This is a genomic window from Stenotrophomonas sp. PE591, from assembly GCF_018320795.1.
Taxonomy (GTDB): Bacteria; Pseudomonadota; Gammaproteobacteria; order Xanthomonadales; family Xanthomonadaceae; genus Stenotrophomonas; species Stenotrophomonas maltophilia.
On the sequence record NZ_JAAOKO010000009.1, the window covers coordinates 205,307 to 226,280 of the forward strand.

Consider the following 20,974-nt stretch of genomic DNA (forward strand, 5'->3'; position numbering starts at 1 on the left):
GAAGGGGCAGCTAGAATGGCGTCCGTCACACCCGGATACCGCCCACCATGCAGACCCCAGCTGTCGCCAGGCCTCGCACCAAGCCCGCCGAAACCCGCCAGGAGGAACTGATGGACGCCGCGCAGGCGTTGTTCCTTTCGCAGGGTGTGGACGCCACCACCATCAGCGACATCGTCGCCGCGGCCGACGTGGCCAAGGGCACTTTCTATACCTATTTCGCCTCCCGCACCGAGATCCTGCAGGCGCTGGCGCAGCGCTACACGCGGCAGTTCATGGACGAGGTCGAGCAGGCAGTGCAGCAACACCCTGCCAGTGATGGCGCAGCGCGCCTGCGCGCCTGGATCCGCGCCAACATCGAGATCTACGCGCGCACCCACGCGTTGCATGACGTGGTGTACGCCAACCATCACCACCACCAGCGGGGCAATGCCGAGCGCAATGCGATCCAGCAGCAGCTGCTGGGCATCCTCGAAGCGGGCAACGCAGCCGGACTGTGGCAGCTGCCTGCTCCACAGGTCACCGCCTCGTTGATCTATGCCGGCGTGCACGGGGCCACCGACGACCTGATCGCCACACCCGCACAGGATGCCGATGCCTTCATCGCCGCTGTGGAAGCGGATTGCCTGCGCATGGTCGGCGTTCCGGCAGCGCCGACGCGCAGCGGCAGACGCCGCTGAAGGAACGCTTCCCGCTCAGGTGTGGGCGAGAATGTTCAACAGCCGCCCGAACGGGTCGCGGACGAAGAAACGACGCACTCCCCAAGGCTCGTCGGCAGGGCCATACTCCAGCGGGATGCCGGCCGCGTGCATGCGCTCCAGCACCTGCTGCAGGTCGTCCACTTCGATCGACAGATCGGGCACCGCGGTGCCGGAACCCCCTTCGCTGGCAAAGCTCACCTGCGCCAGCGCACTGCCCTGCCCGCCATGGGTGACGATCCAGCCATGATCCATCACCACCGGCATGCCCAGCAGCCCGCCATAGAACGCTGCGGCACGCGCCGGGTCGGGCGTGGCGATGTTGGCGACAATGCGTTTGACGGCCATGTGCAGCGGCTCCGGTGCGATTTCCCATCCTCGCCGCTGCGTGCATGGCCCGCAAGCGGGCTCGGGCCAGATGACCGCATCGCCATCTGAGGCGATCGCTGGAACAGAAGAGCCCCGTCGATGACGGGGCTCCGCGTACGGCTCAAACGGCGCGACTCACACGCCCATGCACAGATCGACCACGCAGGTGTTGTACGCCTGCTGGCATTCACCGGCATCGGTGCCACTGGCCAGGCACATCTGATAGGCCCGCCAGCACGGCTGGTCGCAGGGCTCGACCGGCCCTGCCACTGCCACCGAACCGGTACACGCCAACGCGAATACCGCCACTGCGATCACCTTCCTGACAACACGCATCGCCATCACTCCTTGATAAGCCTGGTGAGCCCAGGCCGGCCCACGTTAGCGAGGACACGGGGAGACGAAGTGAAGCCCACTGTCACGCACACTTAACCTGTTCACAATTTTCCTTTCACATGCATGGGGGATGTCGCCACAGATTGGCGTTAACGGCCTTGTTGCCCGTCCACCAAGGAAGTTGCCCGATGAATCACCCGCTGCACGGCCGTTCGTCCCACTCCCGCTCCCCGCTGCACAGCCGCCTCGCGCTGGCCGTGCCCAGCTCTCTGTTGCTTGCCGCTGCCGCGCCCGCCATGGCCGGCGAGGCGCTCGACGCATGGCAGCAACAGCGCCAGCTGCAGGCGGCTTGGGCACAGCCCGCCGTCAGCGCGCCTGCAGCATCGACGGCCGCCACGCCTGCGGCAACCGGCACCGCCCTGCTCGGCAATCCGGGCGATGCCGCCAGCTGGCGCAGCGATGAATTCAACGCCGACTGGGGCCTGGGTGCGATGGGGGCCGACTACGCGTATGCCCGCGGCCTGACCGGCAAGGGCGTGCGCCTGGCGCTGTTCGACACCGGATCGGCACTGGCTCACCCCGAATTCGCCGGCCGCAACACCTCCAGCATCACCATCGGCCCGAACTGTGCGTCACCGGGAACCGTCGGCGGTACCGGCGCGTGCAGCCAGACACAGGGTGATCAACCGGGTATCAACTACTACACGCTCGGCGCGGGCGTGCCTGCTTCCCTGCAGGCCAACATCATTGCCGCAGGCCGTGAATGGGGTTTCCGCTATGCCGATCACGGCACGCATGTCCTCGGAACCATTGGCGCCAACCGCAATGGCACGGGGATGCACGGCGTCGCCTTCGGTGCCGATCTGACGACCGCCCGTGTATTTGGTGACACTTACTACGAATGGAGGCGCCAGGCGAGCGGAGGCTACCTGCCTGAAGCCGTGGAACGGACGGATCCCGATGGTGCCGCAAGGCTGGACATGTACGCGCAGCTGCAGGCACAAGGCGTGCGTGCCATCAATCACAGCTGGGGCATCTCCACCCGGAACATGACCGTGGCCGCACTGGATGCCCAGTACGCACGCATCGGTGCCGGCTACGACGTATACGGAAGCATCTACAAGGACAGTGCAAACGCCCCCGCTTCGCAGTTGATCCAGGTCTGGTCGGCCGGCAATGGCAGCGGCGCCGTCGCCGGTATCACCGCGGCCCTGCCGCGCTGGAAGCCGGAGATCGAGCCCTACTGGCTGGCCGTCGCCAACGTTCGCCAGCCCAATACAGCCAATGGTGAAACCGACTACGTGATCAACGCAGGCTCGAGCATCTGTGGCGCTGCCGCCAACTGGTGCATTTCCGCACCCGGCACGGCAATCCTCAGCACCATCGTTTCCGGTGACATCCAGGGACGGCTGGAGAAGACCGCAGACTACGTCCGTCTTCTCATCGACAGCCAGAATCCCACGTACGACTACGGCCTGAAGACCGGCACGTCCATGGCCGCCCCCCATATCACCGGCGCACTCGGCTTGTTGATGGAGCGCTTCCCCTACCTGGACAACGCCCAGGTGCGCGACGTCCTGCTGACCACCGCGCGCGATCTCGGTGCGGCAGGCGTCGACCCGATCTACGGCTGGGGCATGGTTGACCTGCGCAGGGCCATCGAGGGCTATGGCTCGCTGCGCGTGGATACCAACGTGGTGATGAACCAGAGGGCCGGCGGCCTGAAGGTGTGGGAAGGCGATGCCTGGGACGACTGGACCAATGACATCGGCGGCCCCGGCACGCTGACCAAATCCGGCATCGGTTGGCTGCGCCTGAGCGGCGACAACAGCTTCAACGGCGCGGTGCTGCGCGAGGGCACGCTGGAGTTGAACGGCAGCAACACCCTCACCTCGGCGGTCGATGTGCAAGGCGGCCGGTTCCTGCTCAACGGCAGCCTGGTCTCCACCGCACTCACCACCACCGGTGGCGTCAGCACGGTCAGCGCCAGCGGCGTTCTGAAGGACGGGAACCTGACCGTCAATGGCGGCGTGGTGTCCTTCAATGGCATGCAGACCGGCGGCACCACCACGGTCGGTAGCAACGGCCTGCTGAAGGGTATCGGCACGTTGGGCAGCACCCGAGTGGACGGCACCATCGCGCCCGGCAATTCGATCGGCACGCTGACCATCAACGGCGACTACGTGCAGGGCGCGACCGGCGTCTACGCCGCCGAACTCGCGCCTGGCGGGCGCAGCGACCAGTTGCACGTGACCGGTACCGCCACCCTCGGCGGCACGCTGGTCGCGTTGCCGGAACCAGGCATCTACTATCTCGGCGAGCAGTTCAACTTCATCCGCGCCGACGGTGGCATCAACGGCCAGTTCGCGAAAACCGACTTCAGCGCGTTCTCGCCGTTCCTGCAGTTCAGCCTCGCCTACGGGGCCAATGGCACCCGCATCGACGTGGCACGCGGTGCCTCGCTGGCCAGCGCCGCCACCACCCCGAACCAGCGCGCGGTGGCCGCCGCGGCGGACCTGCTGGCAATCAACCAGGGCCTGCCCAAGCCGCTGACCCAGCTGTTCCCGCAGCAGATCGGCGGCGTGCTCGACGGCCTCAGCGGCGAACTGCACGCAGCCACGCCGCTCGCACTGGTGGAAGGCAGCCGCTACGTTCGCGATGCTGCGCTGTCCCGCCGTGCAGGTGCAGTCGCGCCAGGCGCCGATGCGGGCGACGCCACCGGCGCCTGGGTGCAGGCTCTGGGCGGCAACAGCAGGCTGGACGGCAACAGCAATACCGCCCGCACCGAAGCCAACAGCAACGGCCTGCTGGCCGGTATCGACCACGAGTTCTCTGGCTGGCAGGTCGGCGTGCTGGCTGGCACCGGCCGCACCGACGTCAAGCAGCAGGCGCTTCGTGCCAAGTCGAAGATCGACAACACCCACTTCGGTGCATATGCCAGTCACAACTGGGGCGGCCTCGGCCTGCGTGGCGGCGTCGCCTGGAGCAAGCACAAGGTGAAGAGCACCCGCGATGTCGACTTCGCAGGGTTCAGCGACAGCCTGAGCGCCCGCTACAACGCGCATACCCGCCAGGCCTTCATCGAAGCCGGCTACCGCTTTGGTGGCCCGGAGGCCGGGCTGGAACCCTACCTGCAGGTCGCGCGCGTGGAGGTGGACCTGAAGCCGATCAACGAGCGCGGTGGTGCAGCCGCCCTGTACGGCAAGGTGGACGACACCGGCACCACGATCGCCACCGCGGGCCTGCGCTTCGACAAGGGCCTGAAGGCATCGTTCCAGCAGGACAGCTGGCTGCACCTGCGTGGGGGCGTGGGCTACCGCCGTGCCTCGGGTGACCGCAGCCAGCTGGCCGACCTCGCATTCGCCAACAGCACCACCACCTTCGCGGTCGAAGGCGCCCCGATTGCCGACAGCGCCGTGGTGGCCGAGCTGGGGCTGTCGGCGTGGCTGACCCCGCGCCAGCAGCTGGAGCTGGGTTACAGCGGCCAGTACGGCAGTGAAAGCCGCGACCACAGCGCCAACATGCGCTGGTCGGTTCGTTTCTAGACGCGTGTTCTCCTGACGGTTTGGGGCGGCCTCAGGGCCGCCCCCTTTTTATCCACGCCCCAGGGCTGTGCGCGATACCCCAGGATCATCGCGTCCTGGATCCATCCGTGGAGCGTTACGCGTGGATGAAGATCGACTGGAGCCGGGTCGCCCAGCCATTGCACCCGGTGGAGTTGAACGCCTCGAGCCGGACATTCTTCCCCGATGTCAGCGCTGCCAACGCCGCCGCGTAGGCTTCCTTGGCTCCCGGCCGGGACATGTCGATTGCAAAGGTATCGGTATTGCAGAAAGCCGTACTCGAAACATGCACGTACACAATTCCCGCCGGGCCGTCCATGTACGGCCGCAGCGACAGAATCGTCATCTGATCGCTGGTTGGCTCCGCCTTCAGTGGTGCAGACAGGCACAAGGCCAACGTCAAGGCCAACCCCGCTCCCAACCTCCTGCGGAAGCCCGGCGTCGCGTCACTCATCATCATGTAGTTCCCCTGTGGATTCAGACATCAGGCCTCAGGCATCGTCACGGCCCTCAGCTGCATTACCCCGGAGGTGCAGCCGTCGACACGCAATCCGACACGCAGCTTGTTCTGCCAGGCGATGAGCAGCATCGAGACCATCTCCCTCTGCATCGGATGATCATTGAGGAGAATGAAGCGATTGCCACCCCCACAATCCGAGCCCGCTGGAAGCACACCTTGCGTCACCAGGTAGAACCCTTCCCCGCCCCAGCCAGTTGCGACGGATACGATCCGATGGCCTTCCAGATTGTAAGGCTCAGCATTTGCCGTTGAGGCCAGGCCAGTTCCCAGCACTGCCACCACCGCCAGCAGGACCTTGCCGCCGATGGCGCCACGCGGGCACGACACAGCACGTACTCCAGCCATGTTCTTCCTTCCCCTGTCATGAATAACCGGTTGACGGTGCACTGCGGCCGGTGCAGCCCGCTACGCTCAGCCCAGCAGCAGCTGGTACAGCAGGGGCACGATGTCACCCTGCGGACGCTGGACATGCGAGACATCGGACACCGGCGTGCAGCTCCCCGTGGCGCCACAGGCAAGCACGCGATACGCATAGCTGGTGGCAGGGCGTGCGGCCGACGTCCAGTTCGCGGCGTTGCCTTCGTAGACCGTGGTCCAGGTCACCCCGTCCACGCTTTCCTCGACGACGTAGCGGACGGCAGAGGCCACAGGCGACCACCCAACGAAGTCCTTCGCGGCCGGCGAACGACGCATCGGCACCGCTGCCTTGGCGACCAGGCTTCCGCCCAGCGTGATGTAATCGGTCCGTTTGTCCTCGCGCTCGCTCGCCTGGTAGCGGAGGACGCCGGCGTGGTCGTACATCGAGGTGATCCGTCCGAACGATGAATCTGTCTGTGTGCGGCGACCGTCAGCGTCGTAACGGTAGCTCTCGGAACCTGCCGCCGCACGCAGCCGGTTGCCGAAGTCGAAGGCGAACGGCTGTCCGTTCTTCGCCCGCAGATTGCCCTGCGCATCGTAGGCCAGGCCGACCACGGTTGACCCTCCGCACCCGTTGATCTTCACGTTGGTCAAGCGCCAGGCGTTGTCATAGCAGTAGTGATGGTCACGGCCGAGAATCGTCACCCGCGTGAGGTTGTCCAACGCGTCATAGCTGTAGCTCGCCGAGCCGAACATGGGCGAGGAAGCCGAAACGAGCCGATCCAGCGCGTCATAGCCCAGATTGCGGTTGCCACGCTGGTTGCGGCCCGTGGCACCGTCAGTGATTGCCATCACATTGCCGACCGCATCGTAGTCGTAGCCGTCGCTGAGGATCCGGGTTGCGCCAAGGGTGTCCTGGCTTTCATCCGGCAACTGGCGCGCGTTCTGCACCATCGAGTGGACAATGCCGTTGCCATAGGTGAACTGACGAATCGCCCCATTGGGGTAATAGACCACGCCAGCGGCGTAGGAGCCCGCCTGCCCGGCCTGTCCCAGCGCGTTGGGCGCATACGCGACCACGTTGCCGGAGGGATAGCGATGCGCGGACAGGTTGCCCAGTGCGTCGTAGGCATACCCCATCGCCAGCGCTTCGCCATCGGTGGGGCTCTGCACCTCACCGATGAGCAGCCCGCGACGGTTGTACGCATAGCTGTTGTGCGTCTCCACCCCGGCGTTCAACGTGGTGACCTGCTTGACCAGGCCATCGGGCCAGTAGCTCCAGCGCTGGTTGCCATTGCCGTCGGGGAACTGCAGTGATGCGAGCCGGTTGCGTGCGTCATAGGAACGCACCACCCGGCGCCCGCTCGCCGCAGCAATGTCCTGGTTGCAGTTGCCTGCATCGGACAGGTCCAACCCCTGCGCGCTTCCAACCGGGTTCGATGCGGCGTCGTAGTCAAATACGGTGACGCCGGTTTCCGGTTCGATCGTCTTGCACAACCGCTGCGCCGCATCGTAGACATAGCGCCGGGTCGACGTCACCGAGCCATTGCTGGCCCTGCGGGTGATCGACGTCGGCTTGCCGAAGACGTCCCGCGGGATATCCAGCACGGCTCCCTCGGCCAGTTCGATACGTACCGGCCAGTCAAGCTTCGCGGCATCTGCACCGGTGTAGGTCACGACGGTCGGGATACCCCTGGCATTGGTCGTGCGCACGCGCCGCCCCGGCAGGTACTCGGTTGTGCTGACCAACGCGCCAATCTCGGAATCCTGGCTGACCTGGACCACCCGCCCAAGTGCGTCGTACGTCGTACGGACGCCAGTTCCGGCGTCCTGGACCGTACCGACCCCCGCGACAGGATAGGACTGGAAGGTGACCCGCCCCTCCGTGTCATAGGCGGTCACAGAGGCCCGCTGCGTGCCGGCTTCATTGCCCGCGTCGTACTCGCGCACCAGCAATGGGCGCCACAGCGCATCGTAGTAGGTGACCTTGCGCGCATTGCCGGTGCTGACCGTCTGCCGCCAATGACCGGCAGGAATGCCGTACTCGGCGCCGCCCACCTGGGCAAACTGTGTCGTGGTGGACGCCCAGTCCACCGTATCGCCGTCGGGGTAGTCGACCAGCGACATGCGCCCCATCGCGTCGTAGTCGTAACGCGTGGTGTTGCCCCGGCCATCGGTGATCCAGCGTATCCAGCCATTGTCATCCACGCCGGCAGACTGGGTCGAACCATCCGCATACTGGATGTTCCCGGGGATGCCGCGCTTCCAGCCGGACAGGCTCACCGTATTGCCACGCCCATCCACCACGGCGCGAACGGTACCGTCGCTGTTGTAGTGAATGGTCTGCTGGAGCTGGCCGAAGGCATGGATCCGCTGGGGCTTCGCGGTGGCCGGGTCATAATCCACCTGGGACTCGGTCCGGCCCGTGTCCTGGTTGACCGACGTCCGGACCTGGCCAAGCACCCACTTCGACAGATCATCGTGATAGGTGATGACGTTGGTCTTGCTGTAGGACTGCGCCCCCGCACTTCCCACAACCGTGCCCAGCAACATCATCGCGGAAAGTGCATTGACTCGACGCATCGTCAGTGGGCCTGTTCGCAATGGATGGCGATGGGACAACCAGGACCAGGCAACGGAAAGACCGGCGAAGCGCACATCACAGCAAACCGCGCACACGCACAAAACCGGACGCGGCTGCATCCGGTTGGCGATTGACGTTGATGCTGGACGAAGCCCCCTTCGTCATGCCGCGCCTGTTCCCTGGACTCGGCCAAGTATAACCATGGAAACGGGGCCGGACGCCCGGTCCTTCGCAGCCCTGCCGGGCTGCGAAGGTTCCCGGGCCATGACGCGCCTCCGGGGCTCGACGGCCGCGATCGGCCGCCCGGCGCGGGACGTCAGGCGGCCTTCATGGCGTGCTTGCGTGCCCGCATGACGTTGTGGCACTCCTGCACATCCGGCAGCAGCTGGGTCACTTCCTGGCGCACCGCCGGCGGCAGATCGTTGTCCTGCAGCACATCCTTGAACGCGCCCAGCAGGCGGTCTTCGGATTCTTCCAGTTCGGCCACGTAGCCGTAGTTGGTATCACCAAACGCGGCGCGCACCTTGCCGTAGAACTGCTGCATCGAACCGACCATGGTGCCGTGCTCGGCCGGCTTGCCGCCGCTGGCGGCAACCGAACCACTCAGCGCCGCGACGATCCGCGCCTTGACCCCGGCGATACGGGTGAACAGTGCCGACAGTTCGGCATCCTTTACCTTCGTTGCGGCTTCCTCATAGAAGGACTTGCCATCACGGGCGATCTCGATCAGGTCGTTGAGGCGATGTTCGATGGTGGACTGGGTGCTCATGGCGTCGCTCCTGTGTGCTCGAAAGTCAGTGGAGAATGGCAGCGCGTCGGCACTGCCTTCGACCTCACTATCATCGTCCTCGTGTGCCGGCCAGGTGAGTACGAATTGATGTACACATCACCATGCGGAACACGTGCTGACTTCTTCATTGCCGGCATCATTGAATGTTCACGGAAAACAAGCATGCGATGCCTGCCTCACCATGGCGCGATGACGATGATCACACTGATCAGCAGCGCAATCGCCAGAATCACCAGCAGCACATGCCATTGCTTCCAGCTGGGTTTCGGCTTGCCAGGCGTATTCATCGGCGGCCTCCTGTGTATGCCGGGAAAGGAGCTGCCAGACTGAAGCGAAACGACATTGCACAACGTCGACGCGACGTGCACTCCCCGTGCAGGACAGCGGCCAAGGGCGCGCGAGATAACGCGTCCATAACGCAGTTCAAATGTGAGCGGGATGTTAGGTTCCTCTCGATTCCGGGTAACGGAATGCAGACCGGTCGTAGCGCCGCGCGCATTGCGACCACACAACGGATTTGGAGAGAGAAACAATGCACTACAAATACACTCTGCTTTCGGCAGGGATCGGCGCCGTGTTGGCCGCCGTTTTCTCGCCGGCTGCCAATGCACAGGACGACGCTGCGAAGTCTCCGAAGAACCTGGACCGCATCCAGGTGACGGGATCGGCGATACGCAGCGTGGATGTGGAAACCCAGCAGCCGGTGCTTGCCATCTCGCGCAAGATGATCGAGCAGCAGGGCTTCACCACCATCGCCGACGTCCTGCAGAACCTCACGTCGGCCGGCGCACCAGCGCTCTCGCGTTCGCGCACGCTGTCGTCCGGCGAAGACGTCGGCGGCAGCTACGCAAACATCCGCAACCTCGGCGCCACCCGCACCCTGGTGCTGGTGAACGGCAAGCGCCTGGGCGCCAGCACCAGCGGCCTGCAGGACCTGAGCCAGATTCCGATGAGCGCGGTCGAGCGCATCGACGTGCTCAAGGATGGCGCCTCGGTGCTCTACGGATCCGACGCCATCGCCGGCGTCATCAACATCATTACCCGCAAGAGCGTCGAGGGGCTGGAGCTTTCGGCGCAGCATGGCCAGTTCAGCCAGGGCGACGGCAAGGACAGCACGTTCTCGCTCGTTACCGGCGCGCGCGGCGAGCGAGGTGGCTACACCTTGGCCCTGGAATACCAGAAGGCCGACCCGGTGTTCGCCCGCGACCGCTGGTTCTCCAAGCATGGTGGTTCGGGGCCGGGTTATCCGCGCGCGGGCTGGAGCGACCTCAGCCAGAACGGCTCCTGGTGTGACCCGGCGCTTTACGACTGTGCCACCGGAAATTCCGTGTTCAAGACACTCAATCGTGGTGGCGACCCGAAGAACCCGAACGACTACCATCCGATCACGCCGGCCGAGTATTCCAACGGCAACGAGCAGATGCATGTACAGACCGGCATCGAGCGCCGGTCGCTGTTCCTCAGCTCCGACTATGCACTGAGTGACCAGATCACCTTCACCACCGATATCGGCTACAACGAGCGCATCTCGGACCAGCAGATTGCCGGCTACCCCTACGAATCGACCAAGTTCGGGACGCCGCTGGCCGGCAACAGTGCGTTCAACCCGGTCGGCCATGACATCGCCTTCAACCGCCGCCTGTGGGAGCTTCCGCGCACGACCGAAAGCAAGCTGAAGTCGCTGCGCGTGGCACCGACGCTGTCGGGCTACTTCGAACTGGCCAGCAGAACGTTCGACTGGGAGGTGGGCGCGCTGTTCAACCGCAACGAGGTGACCAAGACCGGCCGTGGTGACATGAGCCTGATCGCCTCGCGCCAAGCGCTGGGACAGTCCTTTGTTGATGGCAACGGTGTAGCACGCTGTGGCAGCGCAGGTGCACCGATCGCCGGCTGCCTGGCCTGGAATCCGCTGCTGCCGTACGGCGTTGCTGGCGCCGGCTCGCTTGCCGACCCGGAACTGCAGCGCTTCCTGTTTCCCACGTTCACCGATACCGGCATCACCAAGACCCGAAGCTACTTCGCCAACATCTCCGGGCCGGTGCTGGAACTGCCGGCGGGCGAGCTCTCGGTGGCGATGGGCTACCAGTACCGCAAGGAAGAGGGACGCTACGTTCCCGACGCCTTTGCCCAGTCGCGCCAGAGCACTGCACTGGGGGCACAGACCACTGCAGGCGGTTACAGCCTCAATGAAGTCTTCGCCGAAGTGAATGTGCCGGTGCTGCGTGACCTTCCGTTCGCCAAGGAGCTGACCGTCAACGTTGCGGCACGCTATTCCGACTACAGCAACTTCGGCAGCACCACCAACACCAAGGCCAGCTTCGCCTGGCGCCCGGTCGAGGAGCTGATGGTGCGCGGCACCTTCGCCGAGGGCTTCCGTGCTCCCAGCATCTCCGACCTGTATGGCGGCCTGGGCACCAGCTTCGAAACCTACGTGGACCCCTGCGGCATCGGCGCCACCAACAGCGTCAACGGCAACGCGGCCTGCAACGCCGCCGGTGTTCCGCGTGGCTACGAGCAGCTGGCCCAGGGCCTGAAGCCCTGCACCAGCTACCCGTGCGCGACCCCGAACGAGTTCACCACGGGCTCGAACCCGAACCTGCGCCCGGAAGAGTCCAAGAGCAAGACCGTCGGTGTGGTCTGGAGCCCGCGCTGGGTCAACGGTCTGGACATCAACCTGGACTGGTACAGCTACAAGATCACCAACATGATCATCGAGGACAACGTCGATCGCATCCTCCGTGACTGCTACGTGCTGGGCAATGCCTCGCGCTGCGGCAGCGTCAAGCGTGCCGCTGATGGCCACATCACCAGCATGTTCTACGGCCTGACCAACCTCGGCGCGATGAAGACCGAGGGCTGGGACCTGGGCATCCGTTACCGCCTGCCGGAGTATGCGTTCGGTCGCTTCACCCTTGACCTGCAGAACAGCTACGTCTCCAAGTACGACGAGGAGAAGCAGAACTCGGCCGGTGACACCATCATGGACGGTCGTATTGGACGCCCGGGGGTGTTCCGCCTGCGGTCCAATCTCGGCGTCAACTGGCAGCTGGGCAACCTCTCGGCCCAGTACACGGTGCGCTACTACTCCGGGATGATGGAAGGCTGCATGCCAAACCGGCCCTGCACCGCGCCCGAACGCATCGCCAACGGCGAACCGGATGCCGTGCGCAGGGTCGGCTCGAATGCGTTCCACGACATCCAGATCAGCTACAGGCTGCCCTGGGATGGCACCGTGGCAGTGGGCTCGAACAATGTGTTCGACCATCGCGGCCCGATCATGTTCTCCAAGCCGGAGAGTTCCTTCCCCTACTACGGCGGCTTCGATATCGGCCGCACGGTGTACGTGAAGTACTCGCAGCGCTTCTGATCGTAGCGTCCGTGCACGTGGCCGGTGGAAGGGGAGTTCCGCCGGCCACGCCGCACACAACCTCCACCCAATCTCCACGCTACTTCGACCCAATCTCCAACATCCCCGGCAACACTGGCGCAACGGCAGCAGATGGAGCAGGCAAGCGAGGATCGCCCGCGTGGCATCCACCTCGCCCGACCTCTCCGGATTCACCACTGAATGCGATGGACCACCCCCTCCCCGCTGCGGGGATGAGGCTGGTCCAAGGGAAGCAAGCGATGACAACGGCAGTACACAGTGGCTTGACCGATCTGGTCATGGATGCGCAGCGCTACCTGCGCCGGATCCTGCCCGGCCTGGCCTCGGTGGTCGGCCCCGTGGCTGCGGCACGCTTCATCCCGCAGACCATGGCCTCGCGCTATCACATCGCCGAGCTGACCCTCTATGGTGAAACGCCGGCGATGCTGGCAGTTCCACGCGTCCCGGGCGAATCCAGCAGCCGCGTCATCCAGGATGTGAAAGTGCTGCGCTCAGCGGCAAAGGCCATGGTGCTGTATGTCTCGCCGTACCTCACCCCCACCCAGCGCAGGTTCCTGGTCGAGAACCATATCGACTTCGTGGTACCGCACAACCAGCTGTACGCCCCCAGCCTGGCGATCGAGTTCCGCGATGCGCCCGACCACGAGAAGAAGGCGATTTCGCTGCTGCCTTCGGCGCAGGCCGTGCTCATCCACGTACTCCTGTCCGGCCAGGCACGCTGGTGGTCGCCGCGTGAGGTCAGCCGTGCTGCCGGATACACCTCGATGACCGCGTCGAGGCTCTCCGCTGAACTGGTCGGTCGCGGACTGGCCGAACGCTCCACCGGCGGACGCGAACGCTTCCTGAGACTCGCCGGCAGCCGCGGCGAAGTCTGGGCGAGAGCGCAGCCGTTCCTGCGCTCCCCCGTGCTGAAGGAAGTGGAGGTCTGCTGGGAACAGGTCGCCGACGTTCTGGCCCGACATGCTCAATCCGCCCCCCAGGCAGGGACGGAAGCAATGCTTGCGGTGCCGTCGAAAGACCACGGCATCACACGCGCCCTGTACATCGATGCCTGGCGGAAGCTGGGGGCACTGCCTGCAGCCGGCCCCGACTGCACGCGCAGCGGAACGTTGCAGATATGGTCGTATCCGCCTGCCTTCACCGGTAGCGGTGACCGCGTGGACCCGCTGTCGCTGTACCTGAGCCTGCAGGGCAAGCGCGGCTACGACGCCGACGCGCTGGAGCAGGAGGTGGAGCAGGCGCTGTGCGGGACGACACGCCACGGCTGAGGTCCGCGCGGGTCCGGCCCGACCGCGTCAGGACGCTTCGCCCCCACTCGCCATCGTCGCGCGCTTCGCTGCGTACTCGGCGAAGACCACACCGGATACCGCCAGCACGCCCCCTGCCAGTACCCAGCCACTGAGCGATTCACCCAGCAGCAGCACGGCCAGTGCGGCGGTCACGATCGGCACCAGGTTGAAGAAGCCGGAGACACGCGCTGCGCCCAACCGTGACAATCCGGTCATCCAGGTCAGTGGGGCCAGGATCGACGCGCATACTGCCGCAAACCCGATGCAACCGACCGCAGTGAGATTGTTCACCCCGGTACCGACCAGCAGCTGCGCCGGCAACAGGATCAGCGACGCGGCGGTGGCCTGCAGGAACAACGATTCCAGCACCGTCAGCGGGATCTTCCAGCGCTGCATCAGCACGTTGTAGGCGGCAAAGGCCAACGCACCGATCAGCATGATCGCATCACCGCGGTTCACGCCCTGAGCGGCCAATCGTGCCAGGTCGCCCTGCGAGACCACCGCCGCCACCCCGACAGTGGAAATCACCGCACCGGCAATGGAGGTACCGCGCACCGGATGGCCCATGAACACGCGTGACAACGCCAATGCGAGCAGTGGAATCAATGCCTGGATCACGCCCATGTTGGTGGCCGAGGTGAAGTGCGCCGCATAGTACGCAAGGCACTGGTACATCACCCCGCCCAGGCACCCCAGCAGCAGGAAGCGGCCAAGGTTGGCACGCACGGTCTGCAGGTTGTTGCGCAGCCGCGGCAGCGCGAAGGGCAACAGGACAATGGCCGCCACCAGCCAGCGGAAGAAACCAATATCGATGGGACCGACCGCGCCCGAGGCCAGCTTGGTCACGATGGTATTCGCGCCCCACAGCAGGCAGGCAAGGATTGGGAAGAGGTAGTTCAAGAGCGTGGGTGTACGTGGGGGAATGGCCAGCGTACGCTTGGCGCATATCGAGGACATCCTGAAAATGCGTCACTCCGACCCTGGGTTGCGGCAACCGATGGAGCCCATCCCCACCTTCCGCCAGCTGCCCGGTCCGGTCTACTTCCGGCAGGGTGCGATGGAGCCCACCGACTGGGGCACGCACAGCCATCCTTGGGGCCAGTTCAACTTCGTCGCACAAGGGGTGATGGAGATGAAGATCGACGGCGAGTGGATGGTGTCCCCGCCCCATTACGCGATCTGGATCCCACCGGGAATGCCCCACTATTCGCGCAACCGGTCGCGGTTGGCCTATCGCTCGGCCTACCTGTCGCCGGCGTTGTCACGCCGCCTGCCCGAGCGCTGCAGTGCGCTGGAAGTCAGCCCATTGCTGCGCGAGCTGCTGCACGAGCTGGCGCGACAGGGCGTGACCGATCCGCGGACGCCGGCCCTGCGGCGCATGGCCGCCGTGGTGATCGACCAGATCCTCAATGCCGCAGTGCTGCCCAGCTTCCTGCCGATCGCCAGCAGCGATGCCCTGAAACAGGTGATGGCGTACATCGAGAAGCACCTGTCGGCAGCCGAGTCGATCGCCGATATCGCGCAGCGGCACCACATGAGCGTACGCAAGCTGGAACGCATGGCACGCAGCGAGCTGGGCATGTCACTCGGTGACTGGCGCGGTCGGGTGAAGTTCGTGCGCGCCACCGAAGCGCTGTGCACACGCCGGCCGATCAGCCGGATTGCCGAGGAGCTGGGCTACTCCGGCGTCAGTGCTTTCGCCGAGATGTTCAAGCGGCACGCGCAGTGCACACCGGATCAGTACCGGAAGCTGCATCGGGCGGGGTGAAGAGCGCATCGAGGGATGTCGATTTCCGCCCTCGTCGTTCGTCGGAACAGAAGAGCCAGGCCTTCCCGCCTGCAGGAGCGCCGCGATGTCCCCCATCCTCACCGCCTTTGCCCCCCCCCCCCGACCGCGGCCAGGGCCTGGCCCGTGACATGCGCGTGCGCTGGGCGCTGGAGGAACTGGGCGTGCCCTATGACGTGCAGCTGCTGACCTTCGCCGAAATGAAGCAACCTGCCCACCTGGCGCGGAATCCCTTCGGACAGATTCCCACCTGGCAGGAGGGCGACCAGGTCCTGTTCGAATCCGGCGCGATCGTCCTGCACCTGGCCGAACAGCATGCCGGCCTGCTGCCCGTCGGTCCGGATGCACGCATGCGCGCAGTCATGTGGGTGTTCGCCGCGTTGAATACGGTGGAGCCACCCATCGTCGAGCGCTCGATGGCCTGGGTGCTGGAGCGCGAACAGCCCTGGTATGCACGGCGGTTGGTGATGCTGGACGAGCGCGTGCGGATGCGTCTCTCACAACTGTCCGCGTGGTTGGGCGCGGCGGCGTGGCTGGAAGGCGGGTTCAGCGTGGGCGACCTGATGATGGTCTCGGTGCTGCTGCGCCTGAAGAGCAGTGGCCTGCTCGACGAGTACCCGCTGCTGGTGGCCTATGTGGCACGGGCGACGCAGCGTCCCGCCTATCAGCGCGCGTTCGCTGCACAGTTGGCGGTATTCCAGAACGGGTAGTTCCACGCCATGGGTGGAAACACTCAGCGCAAGCTGCGCCGGCAGGCGGCCTGCACCAGCATCAGCTGCGCTACCAGGATCAGCATCGCGCCGCCTGAAAGCAGCCACGGGTCGATGTACCACTGCGCGTTGAAACTGAAATCACCGGCGGAAATGCGCTTCCAGCCGTTGAAGTGCTGCATCGCTGCAACCACGAACGCGAAGCCGCCCGCTGTGTACGACAACCAGGGCACGATGAGGCTCCCCGGCCGCGCGAACAATGTCAGCACGCCCAGCACACCGATGACAGTGCGTTGTACGCGGCAGTATGGGCAGACATAGGCCATCCCGCTCCACTCCACCGCCCAGGCCAACAGGCTGACCAGCACGGCCACGCCTGCGGCTGTGTACAGGACTTTCGGCGTGATCGTCATGCCACCCTCGTGTGCCATCCGGTGCTCCTTGGTTGAAAGACCCGGGCAGGGTAGCAGTGCTGCAGCCTCATCCCTTCTTGATGACAGTCCGCTTGCCGATGGTGCTGGTCTTGCCAGCGGTCGGCCTGGCCAAGCCAGGAATCAGGAAATCGGTGGCCTTGTGGCCCATCGACACCTTGGACGCCAACCAGCGCGGCATGCGCCCGCGACCGGTCCAGGTCAGGCGCTTGTATTCCGGGTCGCGATACTTGGGCGCGACTTTGCCGGATTTACGGCGGGTGGGTTTGCGGGCGGGCGCAGGTGTTTCCGAAGCTTCGCCACCGAAGAGTTCTTCGAGGGTGTAGCCGGCTTCGGCCGCAGCAGCCTTCAACATCCGCCGCACCGCGCTGGCCGGACGGCGGCTGGAAATGAGCTGTTTCCGCTGTTCAGCGGCAACCACCAAGGCGCCCAGCTCCCGAAGGCTGAGCGATTCAATATCGATCGTCATGATGGAAAGGTGTCCTGCGGCCGGCCAGCTGTCAAGCCGCCTTGCCCGGTACGTAGACACGGGCTTCACTGCCGGTGGGCTCCGATCACCTTCGGCAGCCATCTCCGAGGACTTCGACGTGAGCAACTCATCGCATTCGCTCGCCTACCTGCTTGCGCGCATCCTGCTGATGGCACTGTTCCTGGTGTCCGGCATCGGCAAGCTCGGCGACCTCAACGGTACCCAGGGCTACATGGAAGCGATGGGGGTACCCGGCATCCTGCTGTGGCCTACCATCGCCTTTGAGATCGGCAGCGGCCTGTGCATCCTGCTGGGCTTCCAGACCCGGCTGGTATCGATCGTGCTGGCAGGCTTCAGCCTGGTCACCGCCTTCATCTTCCACCACAACGTTGGCGACCCCACCCAGCAGATCATGTTCCTGAAGAACCTGGGGCTGGCCGGTGGCTTCCTGCTGCTGGCCTGCACCGGGGCGGGGCGCTACAGCATCGATGGGCGTGGGCGGCGCGGATGATGGCGGCATGCCGCCATCATCCCTGGCCCACGGGCTGGACGCGCTGCAGACGCAGGTTGCGCCATGTCGGCTGGGAGCTGCGGAAATCCACCGCTTCGCCATCGCTGGTGAACAGCAGGCCTGGCTCCACTTCAGTGACCAGGCGGATGCCATCGATGTACAGCCAGCCCTGTCGCTGCTCCAGCACAACGGACATCGACGGTTTTCCCCATTGGTCGATGCGATAGCGCCCCAGCCAGGGTTGCCAATGGGGCGCGTGCGGCCCGGTGGACCCATCGATGGGATCGTTCTGGTCCAGGCTATCCTCGCCGTTCGTACATTCCAGGTGCGCCGGCAGCATCTCCGTCGCCGCATGGTGACGGTACGTCGCAACCTCTCCATCGGTGTCCGCGGTGAACAGCTGGTCGCCGTCGATGGCCGCAAACCGTCTGCCCACAGCTTGCGCCCCACGATGCAGTTGCAGTTCACCGCTTCCGGCAACCACGATCTTCGCCTTGCCGCTGCGCCCTATCCAGTCTCCCGCCATCCGCTGGATCTGGTCCTGGTTCAACCTGATCGGCGCCAGGGACGATAGGGGCACACGCGGCTGGCGGGGCCCGAAACGCGCCGACAGCAGCTGATCGATCAGACGCTCGCCGATGCCGTACCCCGCGGACGTCGCGCGGTTGAACATCGCGGCAAATCCAGCGTTGGCCTGCCTGCAGTAGGTGAACACGCACCCGAATCCGAATCCTCCGCCGCGATGGTGCAGCAGCCGCACCGGTGTACTACCGTAGAGGCGTTCGCTGCGCATTACACCGAGCCCGTAGTCACCGCCCAGGCCGAAACCATGCATCTCGTCCCAGAGACGGGGCTCAAGCAGTTGCTGCGCACCGGATCGGCCGCCACCGAGCAGGAAGCCAAGATACTTCGCCATGTCGACGGCACTGGTCCAGACGCCTCCCGACACCACCAGCGGTGTCACTGGCGGCACCTGCGCATAGCCCTCCTGGGTTCCCAGTGCCCGCCCCCTGCTTGCCAGGTAGACCGACGCATCGGCTGTACTGTCGTGCATTCCCAGTGGCTCGAAGATCCGGCGCTGCAGCCAGGCCGGATAGCCGATGCCCGCAACCTGCTCAAGGACATGACCGGCAAGGTCGAAGCCCAGGTTGGAATAGCGATAGCGCGTACCCACCGGAAAGCGCAGCCATGTCTGCGAGATGCTGCGGACGTGCGCATCAAAGCCCGGTGACGCCGGTTCGTAATTGTTGCCCAACGGCGCCTCGTGCGTGAATCCCGCGCGGTTGGCAAGCAGCAGGCGCAGGGTGATGCGCTCCTGCGGGGAATGCTCGAAGCGACTGCGCACGGTGAACGACGGCAGATAGCGGGTAATGGGCGCATCCAGATCAAGGATGCCGTCCTGCACGGCCAACAGCACCGCCACCGCCGCGAAATTCTTCGAGGTGGACTGGATGCTGAACATCGTACTGGCGTCTACTGCTGCACTACCGTGACCCGACGCGTACCCGAAGCCCTCGAGCCAGCGCACCTGCCCGCCTTCGACCAGGCAGACGGCAGCGGCACCGATGCCGCTGCCTTGCATGGCGGAGCGGATCACGCTGCGCTCCGCTTCGATCAGGTTCCCGGTGGTGACGGTGGGCTGCGCCGCCGTGGCAACACCGGTGGGCATGAGCGTGGCCGCCGGAACAGCCGCGACATTGGCCAGGAAGGCGCGACGACTGAGCGTACCAGGCATCAGATCACTCCACTTCGGGATGCCGCCATCTTCCCGCCAGCAGAAATGGCGGGGCATGTGTCATTCGGCACAGAGTGCGGTGATCGACGGTGCTGCGCCTTCGCCGGCCGAGCAGGCCTCAGCCCGGAGGGTCCGGCAAGCGGATTCCCTGCGCCGAAACAAAGGCGCGGGACTCGCTCCAATAGGCCTCTGGCGGTTCCTGCAACTCTGGTCGCGCCCAGTAATCGTTGCCATGCAATACGCTCATCACATGACGCCAGCCATCACGCGGATCATGAACCTGAAATCGACCGCGATGATGGCGCGGATGATACGCGTAGTGGCCAAGCGCCTCCTGGCGCGCTTCATCCGGCGAACGACCTGTCTGATGGACCAGCGTCCATGCACGCATGTGGCGCGCATGCGCGAGCGCGCCAAGGTACTCGTCCTCATCCAGCAGTGGGACCCGCTCACCGCGGGCCAGGCACAGTGCGTCCGATTCGGCTTCATAGTCCAGCGATGGCTGCGCCAGTTCCGGGCGCCGGTGCCAATAACCTTCCCCTTCCACCTGCAGCATCGCCCAATGCCAGGGCTCGTCGTGGAAGATCAGCGCGTGTTCGTATTCGCGGCCGGGGCTCTGGTCGGGATAGCGTTGGCGTGCCTGTTCAAGTGCCAGCGCCTCGGGCACCTGTCCATAGTGGACCAGGCACCAGGCAAACAGGTGCCGGCTGTCTTCGATTTCGTTGGTGAAGTCTTCCACCGGCGTATCGGTGCTGGCCATGGTCGATCCCTGTGTGCGGATCAGATGGTACCGACGCTGCAGTTCGCGTTGGGGAGCGATGAGACCTGCATGTGGGCGTGACCACAAGTTGGCCACCCATCTACAGCACAAATTGGCCGCACCCTACAAAACTACCATCCACGGCCCATAAGTAGCTGAATTTCCTAAGGCGGCAAGCTGCCAAAGGCCTTAAACCCGCCAACTTGTGCCTTACGCTCCAGTACAAGTTGGCCGCAGGACTAAAGCATAAGTTGGGCGAAACAATCCTGGACTCCGCCGCCCGTAAGCCATTGAAAGATATAGACCACGGTCCCGCCACCCCTTGTGACTGGGGCCAATGCCTCAAGATCAAGTGATCGCGGCCCGCCCCTTCATAGCGGACGTCTGATCTGGCCCCCTGAAAACGGACGCCATGAAGCCGTTTCAGGCGGCAGCCCGGAGCTGCCGGGCGTAGTTGTTAGGCGAGTGGTAGCCCAGCGCCGAGTGTAGCCGGGCTGGATTGTAGAAGCCGTGGATGTAAGCAGCGATGGACTGGCTGGCTTGTTCCCTACTGGCGTAAGGCTCGGCAGCCTCTTCTGTCTTGAGCGTCGCAAAGAAGCTCTCGGCCACCGCGTTGTCCCAGCAATTGCCAGGCCGGCTCATGCTTTGGACCACGTCATGGGACTGCAGCAGCTGGCGAAA

Annotated in this window: 18 protein-coding genes and 1 pseudogene; 7 read left to right on the forward strand and 12 right to left on the reverse strand. The window is 64.9% G+C overall.

All coding sequences use genetic code 11. The features are described 5' to 3' along the window. The first annotated feature begins 47 nt into the window (after positions 1 to 47). Positions 48 to 677: a TetR/AcrR family transcriptional regulator gene (locus JLDANKMP_RS18675; RefSeq protein WP_088431967.1), complete on the forward strand. Its 630-nt coding sequence runs from the start codon at positions 48 to 50 to the stop codon at positions 675 to 677. A gap of 15 nt (positions 678 to 692) precedes the next feature. Here the strand turns inward: JLDANKMP_RS18675 and JLDANKMP_RS18680 are convergent, their stop codons facing one another. Together JLDANKMP_RS18680 and JLDANKMP_RS18685 are read right to left on the reverse strand one after the other, a co-directional pair. Beyond that, positions 693 to 1,043: a VOC family protein gene (locus JLDANKMP_RS18680; protein WP_005411161.1), complete on the reverse strand. Its 351-nt coding sequence runs from the start codon at positions 1,041 to 1,043 to the stop codon at positions 693 to 695. Positions 1,044 to 1,199: 156 nt separating this feature from the next. After that, positions 1,200 to 1,400 carry a hypothetical protein gene (locus tag JLDANKMP_RS18685; protein ID WP_005411162.1) on the reverse strand — a complete coding sequence of 67 codons (201 nt, stop codon included), beginning with the start codon at positions 1,398 to 1,400 and terminating at the stop codon, positions 1,200 to 1,202. Between the two features lie 188 nt (positions 1,401 to 1,588). Between JLDANKMP_RS18685 and JLDANKMP_RS18690 the strand changes: the two genes are divergently transcribed. After that, positions 1,589 to 4,945, forward strand: a complete 3,357-nt coding sequence (locus tag JLDANKMP_RS18690; protein WP_212561825.1) for an autotransporter serine protease — start codon at positions 1,589 to 1,591, stop codon at positions 4,943 to 4,945. Between the two features lie 115 nt (positions 4,946 to 5,060). Here the strand turns inward: JLDANKMP_RS18690 and JLDANKMP_RS18695 are convergent, their stop codons facing one another. From JLDANKMP_RS18695 to JLDANKMP_RS18710, 4 genes are all read right to left on the reverse strand, one after another. Then, positions 5,061 to 5,423, reverse strand: coding sequence for a hypothetical protein (locus tag JLDANKMP_RS18695; protein ID WP_032967009.1), 363 nt, complete (start codon positions 5,421 to 5,423; stop codon positions 5,061 to 5,063). Between the two features lie 24 nt (positions 5,424 to 5,447). Further along, positions 5,448 to 5,828 carry a hypothetical protein gene (locus JLDANKMP_RS18700; RefSeq protein WP_111118249.1) on the reverse strand — a complete coding sequence of 127 codons (381 nt, stop codon included), beginning with the start codon at positions 5,826 to 5,828 and terminating at the stop codon, positions 5,448 to 5,450. A 66-nt stretch (positions 5,829 to 5,894) separates the two neighbouring features. Beyond that, entirely contained in the window at positions 5,895 to 8,396 is a 2,502-nt protein-coding gene (locus JLDANKMP_RS18705; protein ID WP_249336988.1) for an RHS repeat protein, read from the reverse strand. Between the two features lie 344 nt (positions 8,397 to 8,740). Then, positions 8,741 to 9,193: a PA2169 family four-helix-bundle protein gene (locus JLDANKMP_RS18710; protein WP_005411167.1), complete on the reverse strand. Its 453-nt coding sequence runs from the start codon at positions 9,191 to 9,193 to the stop codon at positions 8,741 to 8,743. A 553-nt stretch (positions 9,194 to 9,746) separates the two neighbouring features. Here JLDANKMP_RS18710 and JLDANKMP_RS18715 point away from each other — a divergent pair. Both JLDANKMP_RS18715 and JLDANKMP_RS18720 read left to right on the forward strand, forming a co-directional pair. After that, a complete protein-coding gene (locus JLDANKMP_RS18715) occupies positions 9,747 to 12,581 on the forward strand; it encodes a TonB-dependent receptor (protein WP_212561826.1) in 2,835 nt (944 codons plus the stop codon). Positions 12,582 to 12,841: 260 nt separating this feature from the next. Then, a complete protein-coding gene (locus JLDANKMP_RS18720) occupies positions 12,842 to 13,870 on the forward strand; it encodes a hypothetical protein (RefSeq protein WP_100443411.1) in 1,029 nt (342 codons plus the stop codon). 27 nt (positions 13,871 to 13,897) lie between these two features. Here JLDANKMP_RS18720 and JLDANKMP_RS18725 read toward each other — a convergent pair whose 3' ends face one another. Then, complete coding sequence (locus JLDANKMP_RS18725) at positions 13,898 to 14,848, reverse strand: DMT family transporter (protein ID WP_171956622.1); 951 nt, start codon at positions 14,846 to 14,848, stop codon at positions 13,898 to 13,900. A 7-nt stretch (positions 14,849 to 14,855) separates the two neighbouring features. Here JLDANKMP_RS18725 and JLDANKMP_RS18730 point away from each other — a divergent pair, with 7 nt between their 5' ends. Beyond that, the gene (locus JLDANKMP_RS18730) at positions 14,856 to 15,659 is read left to right on the forward strand and encodes a helix-turn-helix transcriptional regulator (protein WP_212561827.1); all 804 of its coding nucleotides are present in this window, start codon (positions 14,856 to 14,858) and stop codon (positions 15,657 to 15,659) included. 85 nt (positions 15,660 to 15,744) lie between these two features. After that, a pseudogene (locus tag JLDANKMP_RS18735) lies at positions 15,745 to 16,387 on the forward strand (glutathione S-transferase family protein). A 23-nt stretch (positions 16,388 to 16,410) separates the two neighbouring features. On the opposite strand, the gene JLDANKMP_RS18740 reads toward JLDANKMP_RS18735, so the two are convergent. After that, complete coding sequence (locus JLDANKMP_RS18740) at positions 16,411 to 16,818, reverse strand: hypothetical protein (protein WP_005411174.1); 408 nt, start codon at positions 16,816 to 16,818, stop codon at positions 16,411 to 16,413. A 49-nt stretch (positions 16,819 to 16,867) separates the two neighbouring features. After that, a complete protein-coding gene (locus tag JLDANKMP_RS18745; RefSeq protein ID WP_005414575.1) occupies positions 16,868 to 17,287 on the reverse strand; it encodes an H-NS histone family protein in 420 nt (139 codons plus the stop codon). Positions 17,288 to 17,405: 118 nt separating this feature from the next. Here JLDANKMP_RS18745 and JLDANKMP_RS18750 point away from each other — a divergent pair, with 118 nt between their 5' ends. Continuing rightward, positions 17,406 to 17,798, forward strand: coding sequence for a DoxX family protein (locus tag JLDANKMP_RS18750; protein ID WP_033833983.1), 393 nt, complete (start codon positions 17,406 to 17,408; stop codon positions 17,796 to 17,798). A gap of 16 nt (positions 17,799 to 17,814) precedes the next feature. Here JLDANKMP_RS18750 and JLDANKMP_RS18755 read toward each other — a convergent pair whose 3' ends face one another. The 3 genes from JLDANKMP_RS18755 to JLDANKMP_RS18765 all read right to left on the reverse strand — a co-directional run bounded on the left by JLDANKMP_RS18755 (position 17,815) and on the right by JLDANKMP_RS18765 (position 20,947). Further along, entirely contained in the window at positions 17,815 to 19,590 is a 1,776-nt protein-coding gene (locus tag JLDANKMP_RS18755) for a serine hydrolase domain-containing protein (RefSeq protein ID WP_249336989.1), read from the reverse strand. 61 nt (positions 19,591 to 19,651) lie between these two features. Further along, positions 19,652 to 20,293, reverse strand: coding sequence for a hypothetical protein (locus JLDANKMP_RS18760; protein WP_212561828.1), 642 nt, complete (start codon positions 20,291 to 20,293; stop codon positions 19,652 to 19,654). A gap of 423 nt (positions 20,294 to 20,716) precedes the next feature. Then, the gene (locus JLDANKMP_RS18765; RefSeq protein WP_343237749.1) at positions 20,717 to 20,947 is read right to left on the reverse strand and encodes an integrase core domain-containing protein; all 231 of its coding nucleotides are present in this window, start codon (positions 20,945 to 20,947) and stop codon (positions 20,717 to 20,719) included. Positions 20,948 to 20,974 lie beyond the last annotated feature (27 nt).